At 46.5% G+C, this 26175-nt stretch carries 24 protein-coding genes; 14 read left to right on the forward strand and 10 right to left on the reverse strand.

Going from position 1 to position 26175, the window contains the following annotated elements; genetic code table 11:
• Positions 1–52 precede the first annotated feature (52 nt).
• The 5 genes from aceF to ampD form a co-directional block, all read right to left on the reverse strand.
• On the reverse strand, positions 53–2050 hold the full coding sequence (gene aceF / locus NE536_RS11770) for a dihydrolipoyllysine-residue acetyltransferase (protein WP_261272795.1): 1998 nt from the start codon (positions 2048–2050) through the stop codon (positions 53–55).
• Between the two features lie 12 nt (positions 2051–2062).
• Complete coding sequence (gene aceE / locus NE536_RS11775; protein ID WP_006083344.1) at positions 2063–4729, reverse strand: pyruvate dehydrogenase (acetyl-transferring), homodimeric type; 2667 nt, start codon at positions 4727–4729, stop codon at positions 2063–2065.
• Between the two features lie 81 nt (positions 4730–4810).
• Entirely contained in the window at positions 4811–5563 is a 753-nt protein-coding gene (gene pdhR, locus NE536_RS11780) for a pyruvate dehydrogenase complex transcriptional repressor PdhR (RefSeq protein ID WP_220591285.1), read from the reverse strand.
• Positions 5564–5802: 239 nt separating this feature from the next.
• On the reverse strand, positions 5803–6654 hold the full coding sequence (gene ampE, locus NE536_RS11785) for a beta-lactamase regulator AmpE (protein WP_115333756.1): 852 nt from the start codon (positions 6652–6654) through the stop codon (positions 5803–5805).
• 69 nt (positions 6655–6723) lie between these two features.
• A complete protein-coding gene (gene ampD / locus NE536_RS11790) occupies positions 6724–7287 on the reverse strand; it encodes a 1,6-anhydro-N-acetylmuramyl-L-alanine amidase AmpD (protein WP_261272796.1) in 564 nt (187 codons plus the stop codon).
• A gap of 270 nt (positions 7288–7557) precedes the next feature.
• Here ampD and nadC point away from each other — a divergent pair, with 270 nt between their 5' ends.
• From nadC to NE536_RS11840, 10 genes are all read left to right on the forward strand, one after another.
• Positions 7558–8439: a carboxylating nicotinate-nucleotide diphosphorylase gene (gene nadC, locus NE536_RS11795; protein ID WP_261272797.1), complete on the forward strand. Its 882-nt coding sequence runs from the start codon at positions 7558–7560 to the stop codon at positions 8437–8439.
• A gap of 727 nt (positions 8440–9166) precedes the next feature.
• Positions 9167–9598, forward strand: coding sequence for a pilin (locus NE536_RS11800; RefSeq protein ID WP_425347534.1), 432 nt, complete (start codon positions 9167–9169; stop codon positions 9596–9598).
• Positions 9599–9675: 77 nt separating this feature from the next.
• Entirely contained in the window at positions 9676–11388 is a 1713-nt protein-coding gene (pilB, locus tag NE536_RS11805) for a type IV-A pilus assembly ATPase PilB (protein WP_261272798.1), read from the forward strand.
• Between the two features lie 128 nt (positions 11389–11516).
• Entirely contained in the window at positions 11517–12782 is a 1266-nt protein-coding gene (locus tag NE536_RS11810; protein ID WP_261272799.1) for a type II secretion system F family protein, read from the forward strand.
• Between the two features lie 42 nt (positions 12783–12824).
• Positions 12825–13751, forward strand: a complete 927-nt coding sequence (locus NE536_RS11815) for a prepilin peptidase (RefSeq protein ID WP_261272800.1) — start codon at positions 12825–12827, stop codon at positions 13749–13751.
• A gap of 39 nt (positions 13752–13790) precedes the next feature.
• The gene (gene coaE / locus NE536_RS11820; protein ID WP_261272801.1) at positions 13791–14408 is read left to right on the forward strand and encodes a dephospho-CoA kinase; all 618 of its coding nucleotides are present in this window, start codon (positions 13791–13793) and stop codon (positions 14406–14408) included.
• Positions 14401–15135: a cell division protein ZapD gene (gene zapD / locus NE536_RS11825; protein ID WP_261272802.1), complete on the forward strand. Its 735-nt coding sequence runs from the start codon at positions 14401–14403 to the stop codon at positions 15133–15135. Before coaE ends, zapD begins: the two co-directional genes overlap by 8 nt.
• A gap of 73 nt (positions 15136–15208) precedes the next feature.
• Complete coding sequence (gene yacG / locus NE536_RS11830) at positions 15209–15418, forward strand: DNA gyrase inhibitor YacG (protein WP_006083355.1); 210 nt, start codon at positions 15209–15211, stop codon at positions 15416–15418.
• A 76-nt stretch (positions 15419–15494) separates the two neighbouring features.
• Positions 15495–15887 (forward strand): 8-oxo-dGTP diphosphatase MutT, encoded by a 393-nt coding sequence (gene mutT / locus NE536_RS11835; protein ID WP_261272803.1) that lies wholly within the window; start codon positions 15495–15497, stop codon positions 15885–15887.
• 230 nt (positions 15888–16117) lie between these two features.
• On the forward strand, positions 16118–16654 hold the full coding sequence (locus NE536_RS11840; RefSeq protein WP_261272804.1) for a thioredoxin family protein: 537 nt from the start codon (positions 16118–16120) through the stop codon (positions 16652–16654).
• A gap of 64 nt (positions 16655–16718) precedes the next feature.
• Here NE536_RS11840 and NE536_RS11845 read toward each other — a convergent pair whose 3' ends face one another.
• The gene (locus tag NE536_RS11845) at positions 16719–17645 is read right to left on the reverse strand and encodes a Ppx/GppA phosphatase family protein (RefSeq protein ID WP_261272805.1); all 927 of its coding nucleotides are present in this window, start codon (positions 17643–17645) and stop codon (positions 16719–16721) included.
• On the reverse strand, positions 17646–18962 hold the full coding sequence (gene rhlB, locus NE536_RS11850; RefSeq protein ID WP_261272806.1) for an ATP-dependent RNA helicase RhlB: 1317 nt from the start codon (positions 18960–18962) through the stop codon (positions 17646–17648). It lies immediately after the preceding gene.
• Positions 18963–19114: 152 nt separating this feature from the next.
• Here rhlB and trxA point away from each other — a divergent pair, with 152 nt between their 5' ends.
• Complete coding sequence (trxA, locus tag NE536_RS11855; RefSeq protein ID WP_006083360.1) at positions 19115–19441, forward strand: thioredoxin TrxA; 327 nt, start codon at positions 19115–19117, stop codon at positions 19439–19441.
• A 209-nt stretch (positions 19442–19650) separates the two neighbouring features.
• Positions 19651–20916 carry a transcription termination factor Rho gene (rho, locus tag NE536_RS11860; RefSeq protein WP_006083361.1) on the forward strand — a complete coding sequence of 422 codons (1266 nt, stop codon included), beginning with the start codon at positions 19651–19653 and terminating at the stop codon, positions 20914–20916.
• 55 nt (positions 20917–20971) lie between these two features.
• On the opposite strand, the gene NE536_RS11865 is transcribed toward rho, so the two are convergent.
• Positions 20972–21898: a LysR family transcriptional regulator gene (locus NE536_RS11865; RefSeq protein ID WP_261272807.1), complete on the reverse strand. Its 927-nt coding sequence runs from the start codon at positions 21896–21898 to the stop codon at positions 20972–20974.
• A 134-nt stretch (positions 21899–22032) separates the two neighbouring features.
• On the opposite strand from NE536_RS11865, the gene NE536_RS11870 reads away from it, so the two are divergent.
• Positions 22033–23055, forward strand: coding sequence for a zinc-binding alcohol dehydrogenase family protein (locus NE536_RS11870; protein WP_261272808.1), 1023 nt, complete (start codon positions 22033–22035; stop codon positions 23053–23055).
• Positions 23052–23336: a putative quinol monooxygenase gene (locus tag NE536_RS11875; RefSeq protein ID WP_168825853.1), complete on the forward strand. Its 285-nt coding sequence runs from the start codon at positions 23052–23054 to the stop codon at positions 23334–23336. The genes NE536_RS11870 and NE536_RS11875 overlap by 4 nt, the downstream gene beginning before the upstream one ends.
• A gap of 50 nt (positions 23337–23386) precedes the next feature.
• Here NE536_RS11875 and NE536_RS11880 read toward each other — a convergent pair whose 3' ends face one another.
• Together NE536_RS11880 and NE536_RS11885 are read right to left on the reverse strand one after the other, a co-directional pair.
• Positions 23387–24118, reverse strand: a complete 732-nt coding sequence (locus NE536_RS11880; RefSeq protein ID WP_113940800.1) for a fumarate reductase iron-sulfur subunit — start codon at positions 24116–24118, stop codon at positions 23387–23389.
• Positions 24118–26124: a fumarate reductase flavoprotein subunit gene (locus NE536_RS11885; RefSeq protein ID WP_261272809.1), complete on the reverse strand. Its 2007-nt coding sequence runs from the start codon at positions 26122–26124 to the stop codon at positions 24118–24120. The genes NE536_RS11880 and NE536_RS11885 overlap by 1 nt, the downstream gene beginning before the upstream one ends.
• Positions 26125–26175: the final 51 nt, after the last annotated feature.

The raw sequence follows: 26175 nt of genomic DNA on the forward strand, positions 1-26175 counted from the left end.
GATACTGATCACAATAAACAAAAGGCCGCTCAAGATGAGCAGCCTTATATGCTTACAGAACCAAAGTACGAATATCGGACAGAATTCCTGACAGCGTCACACTAAAGCGTGCAGCCATAGCACCATCGATCACACGGTGATCGTATGACAGCGACAGTGGCAACATCAATTTAGGTTCGAACTCTTTACCATTCCACTTAGGCTTAATTTCAGATTTAGACACACCTAAAATCGCCACGTCTGGGTAGTTAACGATAGGCGTAAACGCTGTACCGCCAATGCCACCTAAACTTGAAATAGTAAAACAGCTACCTTGCATGTCAGCAGATTTCAGCTTGCCATCACGGGCACGGATAGAGATATCAGCCAGTTCACGAGATAACTCGATAATGCCTTTCTTATCCACGTCACGCACGACTGGCACAACCAAACCGTTTGGCGTATCAACCGCCACACCGATATGGAAATACTTCTTCTGGATCAGTGATTCGCCATCGCTACTTAAGCTTGAGTTGAACACTGGGAACTGTTGCAACGTTTTAGCCACAGCTTTTAGCATAAACACTAAAGGCGTGATCTTGTAATCGGCTTTTTTCTTCGCCGCTACATCGTTTTGCTGCTTACGGAACTCTTCCATTTCAGTGATATCAGCTTCATCGAACTGAGTCACGTGAGGGATAGTTACCCAGTTGCGGTGTAAGTTAGGGCCAGAAATCTTCTGGATACGGCTTAATGGAATTTCTTCCACTTCACCAAACTTACTGAAATCAACTTTAGGTGCTGCAATCACTTGCAGACCGCCGCCGTTACCTGAACCCACAGAGGTTGCCGCAGTCGCTTTCGGACGAGACAGTTCGTATTTCACATACGCCTGAACGTCTTCTTTCATAATGCGACCTTTACGGCCAGAACCTGTCACTTGGGTCAAATCGACACCAAATTCACGGGCTAAACGACGTACCGCAGGAGACGCATGTACCGCACCGGTAGACACAGGTGTACCTGCACTTGGGTGGTGTGGTACTGGAGGACGGCTTGCAGGTGTTGGGGCTGCAACGGGCGCCGCGCTCACTGGAGCAGGAGCTGCCGCTTGAGCAACAGGTGCAGGAGCTGCACCTGCAGTCACAGTTTCAATCGTCGCAATAACGCTACCTTGAGAAACCTTGTCACCCACTTTAACAGTCAAAGACAGCAGTTTACCGGCGAATGGCGCAGGCACTTCCATGGTGGCTTTGTCAGTTTCAAGGGTGATCAAACCTTGGTCAGCCGTGATTTCATCACCGACTGACACTAGCACTTCGATCACATCGACATTGCTAGCATCGCCAATATCCGGCACTTGAATTTCTTTTACCGCAACCACGCTTGCCGCTGGTGTTGCAGAAGCCGGAGCCACTGGCGCTACCGTAGTGGCAGGAGCCGCTTGGGCAGCAACAGTTGGCGCGGCTGCAGGTGCAGCGCCGCCCACTTCAAGCATGATGACTAAAGAGCCTTGCGACACTTTATCGCCAACTGCGACTTTAACGTCTTTAACCACACCCGCGAAAGGTGATGGCACGTCCATGGTCGCTTTGTCTGTTTCTAGGGTAATTAAACCGCTATCAACTTCAATCCTGTCACCGACAGCAACCAGGACTTCGATAACCGATACATCAGTGTCGCCACCGATATCAGGTACAGTCACTTCAACCACTTTGGTTGCGCCCGTCGCAGGAGCAGCAGCCACTGGGGCTGGAGCCGCTTGAACTGGTGCAGATGCTGGTGCCGCCTGAGCGGGTGCTGCAACTGGAGCCGGAGCGGCAGCTGCCGCGCCCGCCGCTTGCATCATAGCAATCAAAGTACCTTCAGAGACTTTATCGCCCACAGCCACTTTCAATTCGGCTAACACACCGGCGAAAGGCGCTGGAATATCCATAGTCGCCTTGTCGCTTTCGACGGTAAGAATCGATTCTTCTGCCGCTAGGGTATCACCCACAGCCACACAAATTTCGATCACTTGCACTTCATCGCCGCCGATATCAGGAACAAAAACTTCTTTTAATTCAGCCATTTTCATTGCCTCTTACGCGTACTGTGGATTGATCTTGTCAGCGTCGATACCATATTCTTTAATGGCTTTTGCTAACACATCGACAGGCAGCTCTTTGCGATCAACCAGTGATTTCAGTGCCGCAATAACGATGAACTTAGCGTCCACTTCGAAGTGGTGACGCAGATTCTCGCGGCTGTCTGAACGACCGAAACCGTCAGTACCTAACACTTTGTAATCGGTAGGAATATAAGCACGTAACTGTTCGCCGTAAATCTTCATATAGTCAGTCGCTACGATTGCAGGTGCATCACTTGAAATCACTTGGCTGATATAGGCTTGTTTTGGCGTTTCGGTTGGGTGCAGCATGTTCCAACGTTCAGCGGCTTGACCATCGCGAGTCAATTCGTTGAAGCTAGTTACGCTAAATACGTCGGCAGTAATACCGAAGTCTTTCGCCAGTGCTTGCGCCGCTTTACGGGTTTGTTCAAGGATAGTGCCACAGCTCATTAACTGAACTTTGCCTTTACCTGAGCCCGCAACCGTTTCTAACTTATAGATACCTTTCACTATGCCCACTTCCGCGCCTTCTGGCATGGCTGGTTGCTCATAGTTTTCGTTCATTGTGGTCAAGTAGTAGAAGATATCTTCTTGATTCTCGCCGTACATACGACGGATACCATCTTGTACCACAACGGCAATTTCGTAGCCGTAGGTTGGATCGTAAGAAATACAGTTAGGGATAGTGTTCGCCAATACGTGGCTGTGACCATCTTGATGCTGTAAACCTTCGCCGTTAAGCGTTGTACGACCTGAAGTACCACCGACTAAGAAACCACGAGCACGCATATCACCCGCTGCCCAAGCCATGTCGCCAATACGTTGGAAACCGAACATTGAGTAGTAGATGTAGAACGGGATCATAGGTGTATCGTTGACAGAGTAGCTTGTCGCTGCCGATACCCATGAAGACATAGCACCGAGTTCGTTAATCCCTTCTTGCAATACTTGACCGGTTTTATCTTCACGATAATAAGCCACTTGGTCAGAGTCTTGCGGTACGTATTTTTGGCCTTCGTGAGCATAAATACCCACTTGACGGAACAGACCTTCCATACCGAAAGTACGGGCTTCGTCAGGAATAATTGGCACAATGTTTTTGCCAATTTTCTTGTCTTTCAGCAATGCTGTCAGCACGCGAACGAACGCCATAGTCGATGAAATTTCACGGCCGTTTGAGCCCTGTAAAATCGAATCGAAAATCTTCAGTGACGGCACTTCCATCTCTTCAGTGAACTTTTGACGACGTTGTGGCACGCTACCATGCAGCGCTTCACGACGGCTCATCATGTACTTCACTTCTTCAGAATCTGGACCTGGGTGATAGAAAGGCAGATCTTCTAACTGGTCATCAGGAATTGGGATATTGAAACGATCGCGGAAGTAACGGATAGACTCAACGCCCATCTTCTTCACGTTGTGCGCGATGTTTTTACCTTCACCCGCATCACCTAAGCCGTAACCTTTAACGGTTTTCGCTAGGATAACCGTTGGACGGCCTTTGGTTTTTTGTGCATGTTCCAGTGCAGCGTAAACTTTAACTGGATCATGACCGCCGCGGTTTAAGCGCCAAATGTCATCATCTGACATGTTCGCAACCATTTCGGCCGTTTCAGGATACTTACCAAAGAAGTGTTCGCGTGTATAAGCGCCACCTTTGGCTTTACAGTTTTGGTATTCTCCGTCAACGGTTTCTTCCATTAACTGCAGCAGTTTACCACTGGTGTCACGGGCCAATAATGGATCCCAGTAACGACCCCAAATCACTTTCACGACTTCCCAGCCTGCGCCGCGGAATTCGCCTTCAAGTTCTTGGATGATCTTACCGTTACCACGTACAGGGCCGTCAAGTCGCTGTAAGTTACAGTTAACAATGAAGACTAAGTTATCTAATTCTTCACGGGCTGCTAAACCGATCGCACCTAAGGCTTCTGGCTCGTCACACTCACCGTCACCTAAGAAACAGTAAACAGTTTGTGCTGAACAATCTTTCAGACCGCGGTCAGTCAGATATTTTAAGAAACGCGCCTGATAGATGGCTTGGATTGGACCTAAGCCCATAGAAACCGTTGGGAATTGCCAGTAATCCGGCATCAATTTTGGATGTGGGTATGAAGACAGACCCTTGCCATCCACTTCTTGACGGAAGTTAGCCAGTTGCTCTTCGCTTAAACGACCTTCTAGGAATGAACGCGCATAAATACCAGGGGCGATATGGCCTTGGAAATACACGAGATCGCCACCGTCTTTTTCATTCGGTGCACGGAAGAAGTGGTTAAAACATACGTCATAGATAGTCGCGCTTGAAGCGAAACTTGAGATATGGCCACCCAACTCTAAATCTTTCTTAGAACCACGCAGAACCATAGCCAAAGCGTTCCAACGGATGATGGCGCGAATGCGACGTTCCATCTCTTGGTTGCCAGGCATGTGAGGCTCTTGACCCGCTGGGATAGTGTTCAAGTAAGCCGTTGTGGCATTGTAAGGCAAGTGAGTGCCATTACGACGCGCTTTATCGATCAGCTTCTCTAGTAAAAAATGCGCGCGCTCTGGGCCTTCCTGTTCCAACACGGCTTGCAGGGCATCAACCCATTCCTGAGTCTCTAATGGATCTACGTCTTGTAGCATATCTTCAGACATGACACTGTCCTTCTCTATATACATGATAATGAATGGTGTTTGCGGCATATTCCGATTTAGCAGGCAGCTAAACTACAGAACTTAAGCGCCACTCTTTAAACGGCGCAAGCTTCGCTGCAACCGGCTATCTTCTTCCCGCACAGATAACATCACCTCTTCGATGTAACTTAAGTGTTCATTCGAGGCTTCTCTGGCGGCTTCGGGATCACGACGAACGATGGCAGCGAGCAAGGCCCGTCTGTGATCGTTAGCCATAGTAGAAGCTTCTTCGCGGCGGCTTAAAAGCTCCAAGTTTTGCGCCACATTTTTATGCAGCACAGGGGTTAAACTGAGAACAAGATGTAACATAGCCACGTTATGTGACGCTTCGGCAACGGCACGATAAAAGCGCACAATGGCGGCGGCTTGTTGTTCAATATCGGTGGCGGCTTCCACCTCAAGGATCATACGTTTGATATTTTGCATATCGGCGTCCGTACCACGCAGCGCCGCAAAATAAGCCATCATGCCTTCGGTAGCATGACGGAACTCCAGCAAGTCATATTGACTCTCTGGATCGGAATTCATAAGTTCAACAATAGGATCGGCAAGGCTCTGCCAGAGTTGCTCTTTGACATAAGTACCACCGCCTTGGCGGCGCATTAACAGTCCTTTTGCCTCAAGCTTTTGGATAGCTTCACGCAAAGAAGGTCGAGACACTTCAAACTGGATCGCCAGTTCGCGTTCAGGCGGTAACTTCTGACCGGGCTGCAAACTGCCCTCTAAGATCATCTGCTCTAATTGCGCCATGATCACATCAGAAATTTTTGGCTGATTAATTTTACTATAGGCCATCAGGCGCTCAGCTCCGTTGTAAATTGGTCTTACCAATTTTTTTGAGTGAGCGCACTTTATCAAATCAGCGTTTTGATGTCCAGATTGAAGATCATTCCTAAAAAGCGATCTCGATCGAAAGCACTCACGAAGAGAGAGCATAGCGGAAAAAAATGTCTATGGGGTCAGACCATTTGACAGAGCTGAGCCATGCTAGCTCAGACTGTCAAATTCAGCTATTGTTGTGACGCTGATATTGCTTAACTCACCAACCCAAAAATGGTCAGCAGTGACAGTACCGCGACGATAAGTGTAAAGTTGCGTTTACTCAGTACTAATAATGCCAAGGTTGACTGTACACATATAGGTGCACTTGCAACCTCAGGTAAAGGTTGCGCTGCCAAAGCCGTCTCAGCAACCACAGTGCGAGCACTGGCATTTAGAGTCAAACCATGATGGCGCCACGCAGCTAACCCTTCGCTAAATTGGCCACTTAAGGCATATCCAAAGGCAAAGATGCGGCTAGGCAACCAATCCAATACACTAATCACTTCATTGACTAAGGGTAGCTCTAGAGATTTACGGGCATTTTCTTCGGCATAGAAACGCACAGTGCAATACAACACAGCACCGACTGGCCCCAGAAAAATGAAGAACAAGGCAACGGCGCCGTAATAACGATAATTAATCCAAGCAACACTTTGACCCACTTTGGCGCCAAGGTCTTTCTCGGAAACCGCATCCAAACACTCGCTACAATCAAGCTCAGCGGCATAATGATAACAAGCTTGCACATCGGAGCGACAAGCCGCTTGCATATACTTCTTGAAAATATCACGCTGTTTCTGATGGTTAAAGCAAACCACCGCCACGACAATCCATAGCGCTAAACTTAATAAGCCCCAAAACATCCCCGCCACTAACCAAGACAATACATACACCAACAAGGCTGGCAGCACTAACGCCAGCGCCATCATAACGCTCGTCAGTGAGGCTTTATCACCAAAAAACGTCGTTTGGTAGGATTGCAATAAACGATCAAATTGCCATGATGAAGGAAGAAATTTAAGTCGCTCCACTAAAATGGCGACCAAGAGTGAAAATAATGCCATGGGCTGTACCTCTATAATTTGTCCATAAATAGTCTAGGTTTGTGTGAAATACGTCTAAAATCCAAAAACCTAAGAGCGCAACTCCTGAGTATATTCCTTTAGCTTCTCTAAATATCTTTCCCAATCAAAACTTTGCCCAGGGTCTGTTTTGCGCATTGGCGCAATATCACAATGACCCACAATTCGTTCGGTACTCAGCGATGGATACTCAGCCAACAGTGCTTGCGTCAACGCTGTCAGTGACTGATATTGATCAGGCGTATAAGGCTCAGTATCTGTGCCTTCCAGCTCAATACCAATGGAGAAATCATTACAATTCTCTCTCTCGCCATAACGAGACACCCCAGCATGCCAAGCCCTGTCGTTACAACTCACGTACTGCACACGCTCGCCATTACGGCGGATCAAAAAGTGCGCCGATACTTCCAAGCCCTGCAACTGTGCAAAACTGGCATCGGCATTGGTATCTAAGCACCCTTGAAATAATTGATCAATATAAGGCAATCCAAAGCAACCTGCTGGCAGGCTAATATTGTGGATCACCAACAAACTCACTTCACCCAAGGGACGTTGATTAAAATGTGGTGACTCACAACGCCTTGCACCCTCACACCAACCCAATTCAAACCGCATTATGAGCTTATCCTCTATGCCACATAAACTGAGTTACTCTAACAGTATTCAGCCAAGCAAAGAAGAAACCCAGCACACGGAACTGACTGACTTCATCATCTTTTAATATTGATCTCATGAAGCAAGCCATTCACTCCCAACTTAAATAAGCCAGAGGTTGAGTCCTGCCGCACATTCCTCCACGTTGTTCCGTGAGACCTAAGGCCGTGGTAATCTTAACCTAAGATGCAAGTAGGTCGTCAGTAATTAAAGAATGCAAGGACCCCGCTCATGTTAGAAAACGATATTCGTCAATCAGTAAAATCCGCCCTTAGTGAAGACTTAGGCGGCATCGAAATCAACGAACACACTAAAGCCATAGCCTATGGCGATATCACAGCAATGTTGATCCCCGCCGATAAGTACGCTGAAGCCACCCTTATTACCCGTGAAGAAGGCGTTTTTTGTGGAAAAGCATGGGCAGAGCAGGTTTTTAATCAACTCGGTGGGGAAGTCGCACTGCATTGGCATGTGGATGATGGCGATTTGGTATTACCCAACCAGTTACTGTGTGAACTCTCGGGACCAGCGCGCGCTATTCTCACTGGCGAACGCACGGCAATGAATTTCATCCAAACCCTGTCTGGCGTTGCGACCTTAACTAAGCATTATGTCGATAAACTGGTGGGCACTCACACTCGCCTATTAGATACTCGCAAAACCATTCCAGGCCTGCGCACCGCCCAGAAATATGCTGTCACCTGCGGCGGCGGCAAAAACCATCGTATTGGCTTATATGATGCTTTCTTGATCAAAGAAAACCACATTATGGCCTGTGGTGGCATTCGCCAAGCCGTAGATACCGCCCGCAGCTTGTACCCGAACAAACCCGTTGAAGTCGAAGTGGAATCACTCGAAGAGCTCGCCTTAGCACTCGACTCTGGCACAGATATCATAATGTTAGATAACTTCGACATCACTAAAATGGTCGAAGCGGTTGAAATGAACAATCAATATAAAGCGAAAGGCGCCGGCGCTAAGCTTGAAGTCTCTGGCAATGTCACCTTGGACACTTTAGCCGAATTTGCCAAAACCGGTGTCGACTATATCTCAGTTGGTGCGCTCACTAAGCATGTTCGCGCCCTAGACTTGTCGCTTAGATTGAAAGCTTAAATCACTCGCTCATTAGAGGGTGAAACGTTCGCTGAAAGCACAGAACGTTTCACTTTCAACCTATTATAAAGCGATACATTTCTTCTGAGTTCCACTAGGCTAGCCCCAAAGTTATGCCTGTCACTATACATCCGCACCATCAACCCCTGACTCATCACGCTAACATGCCAGCAATTTGACTCGGCCAGCTTAAGTGCCAGTCAAACTGATAATGTCAAAAGTTTGTTATAACCCAACATACCAACAAGCCAGTTTTTTTATACAAAAATGACACTTTATTAGTACTTTATACTTAAAAGTTGTTTCTTTTATCTTAACTTTGTACTAACTTTTACACAGGCGAGATGGCCGTTTGGTCAACCTCACCTAAGGTCAGCACTGGAATGTTTGTCAAAGCACTCTAATCTGCGTTTTTGAGAAGCACATTTTGAGGGACATTAGCCTAAGGTGCGGTTACCGAAATGATTTATTCAAGCAAGTGCTAACTTGATATTAACTTAGCAAAGTTGGAATAAATCAGCATGAGTCATTACACATGGGTCATTCAAGATCATCGGTGTACTGTTATTGTTAATAAGATCACATAATTGATTTTATTAACATAAATGAGTAATAAGGTTTGACGAGTTAAAACAATTTATAGTGTAAAACAGTGTTTAAGTTTAACACTCTATTCACCCCTTACTGCAACCATAGTAAGTTACTAAATAGTTAGCTGGAGAGAAAAATGAAGGCCATGAATTTAAACAAAGTATTAAGTAAAAAAGCGCAGGGTTTTACTCTGATCGAACTGATGATCGTCGTTGCCATTATCGGCATTTTGGCTGCAATTGCACTGCCTGCGTATCAAACCTACACTAAAAAAGCAAAATTCTCTGAAGTCCTTTTAGCTACGAGTGCTTTTAAAACTGCATTTGAAGTATCAGCACAATCGGGTAAATTTGCAGCCCTAGCTGATGCAGATGCGGGCACTTTGGGATTACCAGCAGCAGTTGGTGCGACTGGAGTTGTAACAAGTGTTACAATTGCTGATGGTGTAATTACCGCAACAGGAACTGCGGCAGTTGATAGTGCTACATATACACTGACACCAAATGGAATTACAGCACCGATCCAATGGACTCAGGGTGGAACTTGTTTAACCCTAGGGCTTTGCTAGATATACTTATGTAAATAACTATTATAATAAGAGGCTAATATGGCCTCTTATTATATAGTTTGAGGATTTGTCCAATTATGCCTACAACAGGCCTTCATTTAGGTTTATCTACCCTCTTTATCCGTAAAGGTCTGCTAAATGAAGAGCAGATGGCGAATGCCATCACAAAATCGCGCCAGAATAAACATGGATTAGTGAGTACCTTAGTACAAGAAAAGTTGATCTCAGCCCATGCCATCGCCGAACTATGCTACGAAGAATACGGTACACCACTACTAGATCTCAACGAGTTTGATCTTGCCTCCATTCCAGAAGATTTCCTCAATAAAAAGCTGATTGAAAAACATCGCTGTTTACCCTTGTTTAAACGCGGTAATCGCCTCTATATAGGCACATCCGACCCAACCAATATTGCCGCCCTCGAAGATTTCCAATTTAGTGCTGGCCTACACGCCGAAGCCATTTTGGTAGAAGAAGATAAACTCGCTAAGGCGCTGGAAAAAATCCTCGAAGAAGATATCACCGGGCTCGATATCAGTAGCATGGATGAGGCGGCGCTGGCGGGGATTGAAATTACCGATACAGATAGGCGCAACGAAGAACCCACAGGCGATAGCAGCGACGATGCACCTATCGTTATTTATATCAATAAAATTCTAACCGATGCCATCCGCAAAGGCGCGTCGGATTTACATTTTGAACCCTATGAAAAACGCTACCGTATTCGTTTTCGCATTGACGGTATTCTCCACGAAGTATCGGAACCGCCAGTTAGCCTTGCCAGCCGTTTATCTGCGCGGTTAAAAGTGATGTCGAAACTCGATATTGCCGAACGGCGTGTGCCACAAGATGGCCACATTAAGATGAAACTTTCCCGCACTAAGTCCATCGACTTTCGGGTTAGTACTCTGCCGACCCTGTGGGGTGAAAAGATTGTAATGCGGATTTTAGACTCATCCTCTGCACAATTAGGCATTGAAAAGCTCGGCTACGAGCCTGACCAAGAAAAGCTCTACCTTGAGATGCTAGCAAAACCCCAAGGCATGATTTTAGTAACGGGGCCCACAGGTTCTGGTAAAACCGTCTCCCTCTACACTGGGTTAAATATTCTCAATACCGAAGAGCGTAATATATCTACCGCCGAAGATCCGGTGGAGATTAACCTCGAAGGCGTGAACCAAGTTCACATTAATTTAAAGGCAGGTCTCACCTTCGCCTCCGCACTGCGTTCGTTCTTACGCCAAGATCCCGATGTGGTGATGGTGGGCGAAATTCGCGATCTTGAAACTGCCGAGATAGCCATTAAAGCGGCACAAACGGGTCACTTAGTCTTATCGACCTTACACACAAACTCGGCCGCCGAAACCTTAACCCGTTTAATCAACATGGGTGTGCCTGGCTACAACATAGCTAGCTCTGTGAATCTGATTATTGCCCAGCGCTTAGCCCGTCGCCTCTGCTCTGAATGTAAACAAGCAGAAGTGATCCCCGAGCATGAATTACTGCGCCTAGGTTTTGACCAAACACAAATTACTCAAGGCTTTACCACCTTTAAACCCGTTGGCTGCGAGCATTGCTCCGGCGGCTACAAAGGTCGGGTCGGTATTTACGAAGTAATGAAGATGTCCGATGAAATCGCGCGCACTATTATGGAAGGCGGTAACTCATTACAAATCGCCTCCCAAGCTAAAGCGCAAGGTATGCGAGATTTGCGTCAATCAGGATTATTAAAAGTTATCCACGGTGTAACGAGTATTGCTGAAGTCAACCGAGTCACGAGTTTCGACTAAACAGAACAGCATGCTCACAAGAAAGAATGAGCAATATAATTACCACTTTCAAGATTTATGCTTAATACTTAACAATCATATCAATAGTCTTATACCCTTAATTTAATAAGAATTATCTAGGAAACATTATGGCTACGGCAACCACAGCAAGAAAGCCTCGCGCCAATAAGAACGACAAAAAGAGCCAACCAAAAATCTATACCTTCGAATGGAAGGGGCTCAATCGTGATGGCAAAAAAACTGGCGGAGAGTTAAAGGGGACTACCGTAGCCGAAATAAAAAGTCAGCTTAAACAGCAAGGTGTCAACCCAAAGGTTGTCCGCAAAAAAGCCTCACCATTATTCTCACGCAATCCTGATATTAAGGCCATGGACATCGCCATGGTGACTCGGCAAATCGCCACTATGTTAGCCGCAGGCGTTCCTTTAGTGACCACCATAGAAATGCTTGGTCGGGGTCACGAAAAGCAAAAAATGCGCGAACTACTCGGCACTGTGCTATCAGAAATTCAATCGGGCATTCCACTTTCAGACTCGCTACGTCCTCATAGACGTTACTTCGATGACTTATATGTCGACCTTGTCGCGGCAGGAGAGCATTCAGGCTCGCTCGATGCGGTATTCGATCGTATTGCCACTTATAGGGAAAAAGCCGAGCAGCTAAAATCTAAAATTAAAAAAGCCATGTTTTATCCCGCTGCTGTAGTGGTGGTGGCGATTTTAGTGACCACATTACTACTCCTCTTTGTGGTACCACAATTCGAAGAGATTTTTAATAGCTTTGGTGCTGAACTCCCTGCATTTACCCAGTTCATTATTGGCATATCACGTTTTTTACAAAGTTCTTGGTATATCTTCTTTTTTGCCATTGTCATCAGTATTTGGTTGTTTATACGTGCCCACCGTAATTCACAAGTCGTTCGGGATAGAGTCGATGAGTTGGTGCTCAAAATTCCCGTTATCGGTAATATTTTGCATAAAGCTGCCATGGCACGCTTTTCACGCACCTTAGCCACAACATTTGCCGCTGGCGTCCCCTTAATCGATGGTATGGAATCTGCCGCTGGTGCATCGGGTAATGCAGTTTATCGTAAAGCCTTGCTCAAAGTACGCCAAGAAGTGATGGCGGGTATGCAGATGAACGTGGCTATGCGCACCACTGGACTATTTCCCGATATGTTGATCCAAATGGTGATGATAGGTGAAGAGTCTGGATCACTGGATAATATGCTCAATAAAGTCGCCAATATTTATGAAATGCAAGTCGATGATGCCGTCGATGGTTTATCAAGCCTCATCGAGCCTATTATGATGGTGGTTATCGGGACACTTGTAGGTGGTTTAATTGTAGGCATGTACCTACCTATCTTCCAAATGGGAAATGTCGTAGGCTAAGCTTCACTTCAATAATAGAAAAGTTAATAACAAGAACAGCTAATGAATGAATTTATCTCTCTTTTGGGCCAGTCTCTAAACCAGAGTCCTTGGCTCTTTATTACGCTAAGCTTTATTTTTGCCGCTACCATAGGCAGTTTTTTAAACGTAGTGATCCACAGATTTCCTGTGATGATGAAACGGGAATGGCAGCAAGAATGTAATCAGTATTTGCAGGAATACCACTCAGAGATAGTCACACAAATCGGTATTGATAAACTCAATAAACCTATTGATGCCTTTCCTGAAAAGTACAATCTTGTCGTGCCAGGCTCAGCCTGCCCTAAATGTAAAACGGCGATTAAACCTTGGCATAATTTACCCCTATTAGGCTGGTTAATGCTCAAGGGAAAATGCGCAGCCTGTCACGCACCTATTTCTGCCCGCTACCCCATTATTGAATTCGTCACAGGGCTACTTATCGCGACTTTAGCTTGGCATTTTGGTCCAAGCTGGCAGTTTGTTTTTGCGAGCATACTCACCTTTGTGCTTGTAGCACTGACAGGTATCGATCTTGATGAGATGCTGCTCCCCGACCAAATGACGTTACCGTTACTTTGGCTAGGCTTGATCATCAATCTAAATCATACCTTTGCGAGCCCAACCGATGCCATTATCGGCGCCGCAGCAGGCTATTTGAGCCTGTGGTTCATTTTTTGGCTATTTAAAATCCTCACTGGCAAAGAAGGCATGGGTTATGGTGACTTTAAACTGCTAGCCGTTTTCGGTGCTTGGCTTGGCTGGCAAATGCTGCCGCTGGTGATTTTACTTTCGTCCCTCGTTGGCGCGGTTGTTGGCATCACTATGATTATCAGTAAACGCCTCAAACAAGGTAATCCCATCCCATTTGGCCCCTATATTGCCGCCGCAGGCTGGATAGCCTTGCTATTTGGGCAACAGATTGTCGATTGGTACCTATCGACACTGTAAGAGCATGCAAACTAAGCAGAAAGCGATCCGGAGTATGTTATGTCAAAGTTTGTTGTTGGCCTTACAGGTGGCATCGGCAGCGGTAAAACCACTGTTGCCAATTTATTCGCTGCAGAAGGGATTAGCTTAGTCGACGCTGATATCGTTGCCCGCGAGGTTGTCGCTCAAGGTTCAAAAGGACTTGAGGCCATCGTTAACCATTTTGGGTCTGAGATATTAACACCTGAGGGTGAACTCGATCGCGCCAAGCTGCGGCAGCGGATATTTAGCCATCCTGAAGAGCGCGAATGGCTAAACCAACTATTACACCCCATGATCCGCCAAGAAATGCTCGCGCAGGTAGAAAAAGCGACCTCTGCCTATGTAATTATGGTCGTGCCCTTGCTATTTGAGAACGGGTTAGATAGGTTAGTCAATCGGACTTTAGTGGTGGATATTTCACCTGAGTTGCAAATAAATCGCACCGTAAAACGTGACAATGTTGATGCATCTCAAGTTAATAACATCATTAGTAGCCAATGTAGTCGCAGCGAGAAACTCGCCAGAGCAGACGACATTATTGATAATCAAGGAGAGATATCAAGCTTAAAACGAGAGGTGCAAGCATTGCATCAGCGCTATTTACAACTTTCTGGTACTGATAACGCCCATGACTGAATTAGTTTACGAACAGCCCTTAAACGAGAAAATTCGCAGCTACTTGCGGCTCGAATACCTCGATAAACAGCTGCAAAGTAATCTAAGCAATGACCACCAACATAGATGTTTTTATCCGTTGTTTTCCCTCTGTGAATTGTCCGAACGCTGTGATTATCGTAATGAAGTATTAAAAGACATTGAGCGGCACTTGCTGCAACTCAGCAAATGGCAAGAATTAGATCACGTCGACCACCAGCAAATCGACCTTTATATCAACGCCCTCACCCGAGCCCGCGAACCGTTGCAAAAGCCCGACCGCTTCGGCAGCCAACTAAAGCAAGACAGATTTATTTCCGCGCTACGACAACGCTTTGGCATGCCGGGCGCCTGCTGTAACTTCGATCTGCCACAGCTGCACTATTGGCTAGCTAAACCTTGGGAAGAAAAACAACAAGACTACCGCGCTTGGATAGCACACTTCGAACCTTTGCTCACCCCCATCACCCTATTGCTCCAACTCACCCGCAGCACGGCCCATTACGACAATGCCGTTGCCCATGCAGGTTTTTATCAGGGTGACAGTGCTCAAGCACTTGCTTTGGTGCGAGTCAAAGTCGATGCCTCCCACGGGTGTTATCCTACGATTAGTGGCCATAAAAACCGTTTTGCAATCCATTTTGTGCAGTTTGAACAACAACGCCACTCCGACCGTTCGATTGATTTCTTACTGGCTACCTGTGCATGAAGCCTTTACACTAATGGCCTGAAAGACATTAGTATTGGCGGCAGCTGTATCGCCGTTAACCAAGAGAACAATTATGCCATTGACCGTTAACTGCCCTATCTGCAAAGCCCCTGTCGAGTGGGTTCCACAATCTGCATTTAAACCTTTTTGCAGCGAGCGCTGTAAGCTCATCGACCTCGGCGATTGGGCATCAGAAAAGCATGTCATTCCGGTTAAAGCCGAATTTGATCCCGAAGCTTTTGATGAATTTGATCTCGATGAAGGCGATTTTTTTAAAGAATAATGCGAAGCGCTAACAGCTCAGCTTACGCCATCACAGCGATTAATTTGCCCAACTCTCTACTCAATAGATAAATATTATGACTAAACGCATCCATGTTGCCGTCGGCATTATTACTAACTCGGCCGGTGAAATTCTGTTGGCAAAACGCCCAGACCATTTACATCAAGGTGGGAAATGGGAATTTCCTGGCGGCAAAGTTGAGGCGGGCGAAACGGTCACTCAAGCGCTGATCCGTGAACTCAAAGAGGAAGTCGCGCTCGATGTCACTGATAGTCAGCCATTTATGGCGCTGAGTTTCGATTATCCCGATAAACAAGTGCTACTTGATATCAATTCAGTCACAGAGTTTAACGGCACAGCCCAAGGCCTCGAAGGTCAGCTTATCGCTTGGGTCACTAAAGCCGACTTAGTTAATTACGACTTCCCCGACGCTAATAAGCCTATTCTAGAAAAAATTCTCGCCCAGTAATCGAGCCATTTAGCTTATTATTTCAATACGCTCAGTCCCCGAATCGCAATTCGGGGATGTGCTTTTTCAATGTCTTAACTCCGTAAACCATGCAATCCTGTGATCGTTAAGCTTATAGATATTAGCAATGCGTGATCTAGCTTGCAGCAAATCAATGATCCGCTTTAATCGCATCAAGAATAATGTTTGAATCAAGCTTCATTCTTTCTCTTCGATTTTAAGGGCGCATCATGCACAATAACGTTAAGGCATTCCTAGCCACTACCGCCTTATTTTTTAGTTGTCAGGTACTAGCCAATGGTGGCTGTGGATTTGAAGAACAACAACAGGGCTTAATTGCGACCTGCAGCGAGGAGAAACAAGAAGTGATTTTAACTGGCATAGTAGAAGCACAACATTTAGTCACAGATCTCAATGAGTTTGCCGAAGGGTATAAAAGCTACCAGGTCGACACTGCGGCAATCACTCCGCTTAAAAGCGTCACTGAACCTACAGAAATTGTAGTGATCATTGGTACTTGGTGTCCAGATTGTCACCGTGAAACACCGCGCTTTATCCGTATTATGGAAGAAGTCGCCAATCCCAATATTAAAGTGACCTATATAGGTGTCGACCGGACGAAGACAGATCCCGAAGGCTTAGCTGCCAAATACGACTTTACCCGGATTCCAACCTTTATTGTGCTACAGCAAGGTAAAGAAGTTGGCCGTATCGTAGAGCGCCCAACCGTTTCCTTAGAAAAAGATCTCGCCGATTTATTGAAATAAGCGACGCAGTACAAACAACAAAGGCCGCATAGCGGCCTTTGGTTTTTATCCGTTCAGAGAAAAATTAGCTCGCTTCGTCAATAATTCGCTGAGCTAACATCACTAAAACGCCTTCACGTAACGCGCCGCCAGATAAGGCTAAATGCTCGATCCCCAGCAACTCAAACAAAGCCAACAAAATAGCGACACCCGCTGCAAAAGTCGGTGCCCGCTCGCTACAAAGTCCAGCGATCCCCGTTAAGCTAATGTCTTCTTGAGCGAGAATTTCAGCCTTCAACTGAGTGAGTATATCGAGCGTTATCGTCTCAGATAAGCCACGGTGAAGCAGTACTTCAACCACAGATTGCACCGCGCCAGAGGCGCCAACAACACAATGCCAACCGAGATCGCGTAGGGTTTGTCTATGCTCAGCTAATGCGGTTAGCACTTGCTGTTTAGCATCATCGAAATCTAACTGCTGTAGCGGTAAGCTACTAAAAAATTGGCGATTATAAGTCACGCTACCGAAGGGCAAACTGGTTTTAAACAACACTTGATGTCCATCACCGATAATAAACTCAGTACTCGCCCCGCCGATATCTATCACTAAACGACGGCCTTGACCACAGGTGGTCGCCACCATGCCTTGATAGATAAGCTCAGCTTCACGCATGCCTGAGATGATTTCAATTGGATGACCAAGGAGTGGCAATGCACGCCGATTAAACTCATCGGCATTGCTGATGCTGCGAAGGGTTGCGGTAGCAATCACAGCCACATGATGTGCTTCAATCTTATGTTGCACCAACATTTGGGCAAACATACTCAAACAGTCGAGGCCGCGCTGCATCACGTCATGGCTTAAGTTGCCATCGTCGCCTATGCCTTCGGCAAGCCTCACCTTACGTTTATATTTCGCAATAATATGCGGCTGACCCCCACGCGTTTTGGCGATCAGCATATTAAAACTATTTGAGCCTAATGTTATAGCGGCATAAGCGGGTGTTGGCATTTACGAATGTCTACGTGTCCTATCATGACGAGGAGGGCGAGCACCACTGCGTTGCGCACCAGGGCGACTTGTCCCAGAACGATCACGCAGGTTTCGAGTGCCGCTCGGGTGTTTACGGTGGATCTTCGCTGGCGTTGGAATATCGGCCAATAAAGCTTCACTGTCGTAATTACTCACTGGAATCGAATGATTAATATAGCTTTCGATTGCAGGCAAGTTCAACGCATATTCTTCACAGGCAAAGCTTATTGACATGCCCTTATTACCCGCGCGACCCGTACGACCAATTCGGTGAACATAGTCTTCACAATCATCAGGTAAATCATAGTTATACACGTGTGATACGTCAGAAATATGTAAACCACGAGCCGCGACATCGGTAGCAACCAAAATATCTAATTGGCCACTGGTAAACTGCTCAAGGATACGAATACGTTTTTTCTGTGGCACATCACCCGTTAACAAACCCACGCGATGTCCGTCACCTTCAAGCCAAGACCAAAGCGTTTCACAGCTGTGCTTAGTGTTAGAGAAAACGATGGCCTTTTCTGGCCAATCTTCTTCAATCAAGGTCAACAACAAACGCATCTTCTCTTCTTGCGAAGGATAGAAGATTTCTTCTTTGATGTTTTTGGAGGTTTTTTCTTCAGGGGCGATTTCGACTTTAATCGGCTCGTTCATATGATCGTAAGCCAGCTCTTGCACTTTCATCGACAAGGTTGCCGAAAATAACATATTAAGACGTTGATTTGCCTCAGGCATACGTCTAAACAAGAAGCGGATATCTTTGATAAAACCTAGATCGAACATACGATCGGCTTCATCTAACACCACAGCCTGAATCGAATTCAGACCGATAATGCCTTGGCGAACGTAGTCGATAATTCGACCCGTAGTACCAATCAAGATATCAACACCTTGATCTAATACTTTACGCTGTACATCGTAACTTTCGCCGCCATAAACAATACCCACCTTTAAGTGAGTGTGTTTAGCGAGTAAAATCGCATCTTTAGCAATCTGAATCGCCAGTTCGCGAGTCGGAGCCATAATGATGGCGCGGGGCTGATTAATCAGTCGACCTTCAGGTACGGGAGTCGATAATAAGTGATTAAAAGTGGCGACCAAAAAGGCCATTGTCTTGCCAGTGCCCGTTTGTGCTTGACCAGCGATATCTTTTGATTGAAGTAATACAGGCAGTGATAACGCCTGGATCGGCGTACAAAATTCGAAGCCATTTTCGGCAAGGGCCTGTTTAACCTCAGGATGTAGAGGTAGGTCGGCAAACCTTTGGGTAGATAGATGTGTTTCGCTCATAGCGCAAGCTTACCTGTTGAGGTTGCAATAAGATACTCGATCGTTTGAAATAGCCACATTGTAAAAAGGTAACTTGAAAAGCTATTTTTCAGCCCCAATATACATGGTAAGCCATTAACAAACCAGCAATGGCACCCAAACTGGAGAACATCATGAGCGATAAAATTATATACCTGAGCGACGACAGCTTCGAAAACGACGTATTAAAGTCTGATTTGCCAGTATTGGTAGACTTCTGGGCCGAGTGGTGTGGCCCTTGTAAAATGATCGCTCCAATTTTAGACGATGTGTCTGAAGAATATGCAGGCCGCGTAACTATCGCTAAATTAAACGTTGACCAAAACAATGTTTCTCCAGCGAAATATGGCGTTCGTGGCATCCCAACTTTACTGTTATTCAAGAACGGCGAATTAGCCGCAACTAAAGTTGGCGCACTATCAAAAACGCAATTAAAAGAGTTTATCGACGCGCAAATCTAATTTGATGTCGTAATGAGTGACCTCCGGCACAAGCTATAAATTAATTGTGCCGGAATTTCCCTAAATTTCTGGACGCCCCGCTTTGTTAGTGCTACTTTAATAACCAGATTCTTTCTAATAACCTCTTCTCGCTCGTCAATCACTATCCTGAATTACATCCTTACTGATTGATCGCGGTAAGCTTTGTCGCGTAACACAAGACCCCCAAAATGAACTTAACTGAATTAAAAGACACGCCGATTTCTGACCTAGTCTCGCTAGCTGAAAATATGAAGCTCGAAAATATGGCCCGCGCTCGCAAGCAGGACATTATTTTCTCAATCCTTAAAGCCCACGCAAAAAGTGGAGAAGACATTTTCGGTGGTGGGGTATTAGAAATACTCCAAGACGGTTTCGGCTTCTTACGCAGCTCAGACGGTTCTTATTTAGCTGGTCCAGATGACATCTATGTCTCACCAAGCCAAATTCGCCGCTTCAACATGCGAACGGGTGATACCATTTTTGGTAAAATTCGCCCACCGAAAGAAGGCGAGCGTTATTTTGCCCTATTGAAAGTCAACGAAGTTAACTTCGATAAACCAGAAAACTCCCGTAATAAAATCCTCTTTGAAAACTTAACCCCACTCCACGCAGAAGAACGTATGCGTATGGAGCGTGGCAACGGCTCAACTGAAGATATTACCGCACGTATTCTGGATTTATGCTCACCGATTGGTAAAGGTCAACGTGGTTTGATCGTTGCACCACCCAAAGCCGGTAAAACGCTATTACTTCAAGGTATTGCTCAGAGTATCAGCTACAACAACCCAGAAGTGGTGTTGATGGTATTGTTGATCGACGAACGCCCAGAAGAAGTGACCGAGATGCAACGCCTCGTTAAAGGCGAAGTAATCGCATCAACCTTCGATGAGCCAGCCAGCCGTCACGTTCAAGTTGCCGAAATGGTGATTGAAAAAGCCAAACGCTTGGTTGAGCACAAGAAAGACGTGGTTATCCTACTCGATTCTATTACTCGTCTAGCCCGTGCCTATAACACTGTTATCCCGTCATCGGGCAAAGTGTTAACCGGTGGTGTGGATGCGAACGCCCTGCACCGTCCAAAACGCTTCTTCGGTGCAGCACGTAACATCGAACACGGCGGCAGCTTAACCATTATCGCCACAGCCTTGGTTGATACCGGTTCTAAGATGGACGAAGTGATCTACGAAGAATTTAAAGGTACAGGTAACCAAGAGCTACATCTGTCACGTAAAGCGGCAGAAAAGCGTGTGTTCCCAGCCATTGACTTCAACCGCAGTGGTACGCGTCGTGAAGAAAAACTCACGACTCAAGAAGAACTGCAAAAAATGTGGATCCTGCGTAAGATTTTAAATCCTATGGATGAAGTCAGCGCAATGGAATTCTTAATCGACAAATTGGCTATGACCAAGACTAACGAAGAATTCTTTACTGCGATGAAACGCGCTAAGTCTTAATCTTCGCGAATCGCTAAAAAAAGCCGCATGATGCGGCTTTTTTATTTTTTGAATCCTAAGATTTTTGCACAGCCAGTATTTTACCTAAGCTTTTACTCAAAGCCTGTGTGCGCTGCCGCAGCATTTCCCGCAGCAATAAGACGACAGGCGTCACATGCTCGCGTCCTGGGCACACTAAGTACAAATCGACTGGCTCACCTTGATACTCAGGCAACAATCGTACTAACCGCCCTGAAATTAAGTCATCGGCCAGATCTAGACTCGACTTAAATACCAATCCTTTACCCGCCACAGCCCAGCGACGAGCTATTTCCGCATCGTTAGCACTGCGGTTGCCCGTGACACGCACTTTATATTCTTGGCCGTCGCGCCTAAATTGCCATTGGTCGTGAGTTCGCTCATCTAACTTATAAAACAAACAATTATGCTCTATCAGCTGTTCTAATGAATCTGGTACACCAAACTCGGCCAGATATTCAGGTGAGGCGCACAAGACACGATCAACACTGCAGAGCGGAAATGCCACTTGGTTTGAATCCTGCGGTTTTCCATAGCGCACGGCGACGTCAATTTTATCGTGGTAAAAACTGCTGATATTGTCGCCAAGGTGCAAGCGCACTTGCAGTTGAGGAAAATCGAGCAAAAACTCGTCGAGCCAAGGCACAAACAAATTACGGCCAAAGTCTGAAGAAACCGACAGGCTTAAGGTGCCGGATATTTTACCTTTATCACTGGCGATAGCCTGTTCGCCAAGCGCTAAATCGCTTAGCGCTCGTCGGCAATGAATAAGATAACGTTCACCTTGCACAGTCAAACGTAAGCTGCGTGTCGTGCGGATAAATAAACTAGTATCGAGCTGTTTCTCAAGCCGTTTTATTGCAGCGCTGGCAGAAGCAGCCGAGATATCCATCTCGGCTGCTGCGGCAGATATATTGCCGCAATCAGCGACTCGCACGAACAAAGCTAAATCATTAATTAGCATGATTATCAAAAATCCTTTGAAAAAATTACAAACTTTATCCTGTTTATCTCTTAGCTAATATTCCACACAATGGCTACACGATACAAGTACACTCAAACAAGTAGACTCCAGCAAGTACACCCAGAGGAATAAACATGAAAGCCATTGGTTACCAGACAGCAGGTGCAATCACAGCGCCCAATGCATTAGAAAACATCACGCTAGCCGAGCCAACTGCGATAGGTTTTGACCTTTTAGTGGAAATCAAAGCCATTTCTGTCAATCCGGTTGATACAAAAATCCGTGCATCTAGCTCTGCACCTGCAGGCGAATACAAAATTATCGGCTGGGATGCGGTCGGTGTCGTCAAAGCCGTTGGTGAGAAAGTCAGTCTTTTCAACGTTGGCGATGAAGTGTGGTATGCGGGCGATATCAGTCGCAGCGGAAGTTATGCAGAATATCAATTGGTTGATGAGCGAATTGTCGGCCATAAACCTAAAAGTTTAACCTATACCCAAGCCGCGGCATTACCTTTAACGGGGATTACGGCATGGGAGATTTTATTCGACCGTTTAGCTTTACCCCAAGATGGTTCGGCAACTGACGCCCGTATTTTAATTATCGGTGCGGCCGGCGGTGTGGGTTCAATCATCACTCAACTTGCAGTAAAACTCACAGGTGCAGAAGTGATAGGCACTGCATCTCGTCCAGAATCCGCCGCTTGGGTGCATAAGCTTGGTGCCGATGCTGTTATCGACCACACCAAGCCACTTTCACAGGAACTTGCCAATATTGGCATTACTAATGTGACCCATGTGATTAGCTTAACCCAAACCGATCAGCATTTTGATGAAATAGTACAAGTGCTTAAGCCACAAGGAAAACTAGCATTAATCGATGATCCTAAGGGGCCATTAGATGTGATGAAACTTAAGCGTAAAAGCTTATCCTTACACTGGGAACTGATGTTTACCCGCAGCCTATATCAGACCGAGGATATGATTGCGCAACATCACTTACTCAACCGCTTAAGCGCCCTTATCGATACAGGCGAGTTACAGAGTACGTTCGGTGAGCACTACGGCACCATTAATGCCCAAAACTTAATCAAAGCTCACGCTCAGATAGAGTCTGGCAAAGCGATCGGTAAAATTGTTTTAGAAGGTTTTAACCAATGAAAATAACAGTATTTGCTCAAATCATAGCGAATCAAGGCCAAAGCGATACGCTATTTAAGATACTCAAGCAACTCGTGACAGACACTCATACCGAGGCTGGCTGTATCGAATACAAACTGCATCACTCATTAGATGATGAAAATATCTTCTGGATGTACGAAATTTGGCAATCCCAAGCCGCACTGGATGAACATATGGCGAGTACGCACTTTCAAGCATTCGTCGCTCAAACCGCAGACATAATCAATCGAGCTGACATTCACAAAAGCTACGCCTGCTAATCAACAAAAAAGCGCCAAACACGTTGGCGCTTTTCATCATTTATCACTCATCAAATCAAAGTCATGGCCATCTTACGGCGTAAATACGCAATTTGCTGCATGTGTGGCAAATCCTTAGGACAGTTGTCTTGGCAGCCGAGTAAAGTCATACAACCAAATACGCCATCCTGATTGCCAATCACATGGTAAAAATCTTCGGCAGTACGAGCGTCACGGCTGTCCATCTCAAAACGAGCTATTTTCATCATGCCCACAGCGCCGACAAAAGTTTCACGCATTTGTTTAGTCGCACAGGCAGAAACACACACGCCACATTCAACGCAGCGCTCTAGCTCATACAAACGCGCAGCTTCATCTGGATCCATAGGATCTTCAAGCCGATGCACGCTTATATCATTGGCCTTAGGGTGTAACCACAGCTTTAAGCGTTCGGCGAGTTCACGCATAAATTTACCGGTATTGACCGAGAGATCGCCAATCAACTCAAAACCTGGCAGCGGCATTAAGGTGATTTCGCCCTTAGGGTATTTGGCTGTTAAGGTGCGGCAAGCTAGCGTCGGGAAACCGTTGATCACCATAGCGCAGCTACCACAGATACCAGCACGACAGACAAAGTCGAACTGCAATGAAGTGTCTTGTTCTTCCCTGAGTTTATTAAGGGCGATAAATACCGTCATCCCCGGCGTTTCGGTAAGCTGATAACGCACCATTTTCGGCTTATCGTTTGGCTCCTGCGGATCATAACGAAAGATATTAAAGGTTAACTGGCGACCTTGGCTCATTATGATTTTTCTCCTAACGCATTGGCAGATGGGCTTTTTAAAGTATCACTTAAACGTTCGTTATTGGGTTGTAAGCTCTCGGGTAATTCAAAGGGCATAAGAGCTCGCTGCCTTTGATAACGGTCAGCATCATCACCTAGCTCAGCTAAAATCTCGGCAATTTGCTGTTCACGCTTTTCGGTATCGGGATGCACTATGGCGTTGTTGATGCCATAACCACGATAACCCGGCGGGAGTTCCATCTTCATCACATCGAGTGCTTCGTAGTTAAGCACAGGTTCGAGTGCATCGGGATCCGGCCAGCTGGCCAAGGTGCGATTCAGCCAGTCTCGATCATTTCGCTGCGGATAATCCTCGCGAGCATGGGCACCACGACTCTCTGTTCGCGCTGCAGCGCCGCAGGCTACGGTTAGCGCCACTTTTAGCATACGCTTGACCCGCAGGGCTTCAACTAACTCAGGATTGGCGTGACGCTTTTTACACTTAAGCCCGAGTTTACGCGAACGCTCGAGCAACACTTTTAGCTCGGCAACCGCTTTTTCAAGCTCGGGGCCATTACGGAAAATCCCCACATAATCCATCATGATGCGCTGCATTTCGCGCTTGAGTTCAAAGGCGCTCTCGTGACCATCACCCTCGACTAGCACATCGATTTCACTCTGCACCTGCTGCATAAACCGTTCTGCAAGCTGAGTGTCGATCTCAAGGTTATTGTTCTCACAAAAATCGGCGACATATTTACCAATAATCATGCCGCCAACCACGGTTTCGGCCAACGAATTACCGCCTAAACGGTTAAAACCGTGCATATCCCAACACGCCGCTTCGCCGACGCTGAACAAGCCTTTAAGCTGCGGACTTTCACCCGTGGCATTGGTTCGAATGCCGCCCATGGAATAATGCTGCGTTGGCCGTACTGGGATCCAATCCTTAGCGGGATCGATACCGAGGAAGTTCTCACAAATTTCCTGCACTTCCCTTAGGTTAGTTTCAATGTGCTTGCGACCCAGAAGGGTAATATCCAGCCACAAATGCGGTCCATAGGGGCTATCAACGCCCTTCCCTTTACGTATGTGTTCTGTCATGCGGCGCGATACCACATCCCGCGATGCCAACTCTTTTTTATCGGGCTCATAGTCTGGCATAAAGCGATAACCGTCTTTATCGCGCAATAAGCCACCATCACCACGGCAGCCTTCCGTGGTTAAAATGCCCACGGGCACGATAGCAGTCGGATGGAATTGTACCGCTTCCATATTGCCAAGCCTTGCCACGCCCGTTTCCAACGCGAGTGCTTGACCAATGCCTTCGCAGATAATCGCATTGGTCGACACTTCATAAATGCGGCCATATCCGCCAGTGGCAATAGTGGTGGACTTAGCCACATAGGCCCTGAGTTCACCGGTTATCAAACAGCGGGCGATCACCCCATGGCAACGCTTACCATCGTGAATAAGCGCCAGCGCTTCGATACGTTCATGGACGGGAATATCCATAGAAATCGCTTTGTTATCCATAGCGTATAATAGCGAATGACCCGTACCATCGGCCGTGTAGCAAGTGCGCCATTTTTTTGTGCCGCCAAAGTCACGGGCGTTAATCAGTCCATGGGCTTCCTGCGCCTCATGCAATGTCACTTTTTGCGCGTTCACAATCACGTCTCTTGGGCCTGCACTCACCCTTGACCAAGGCACGCCCCACGTCGCCAATTCACGCACCGCCTTGGGCGCACAGTGAGCAAACATCCGCGCCACATCTTGATCGCAGCCCCAGTCGGAACCTTTTACCGTATCTTGAAAATGCACGTCTTCATCATCGCCCATACCTTTTACGGCATTGCCTAAGCTCGCCTGCATACCGCCTTGGGCAGCAGCAGAGTGGGAGCGTTTCGCAGGAATGAGTGACAGGACTAAGGTATCGAGCCCCCGCTCTTTGGAGGCAATCGCCACTCTTAAGCCAGCGAGTCCGGCGCCTATCACTAATGAATCGGTATAAATCAGTTTCACGCCTGCTCCTTAATCGGGTCTATTATTCTTGTGCAGTTTGCTGTGTTCGAC

Origin of the sequence: Shewanella septentrionalis (assembly GCF_025370265.1) — a bacterium.
Lineage (GTDB): Bacteria > Pseudomonadota > Gammaproteobacteria > Enterobacterales > Shewanellaceae > Shewanella > Shewanella hafniensis.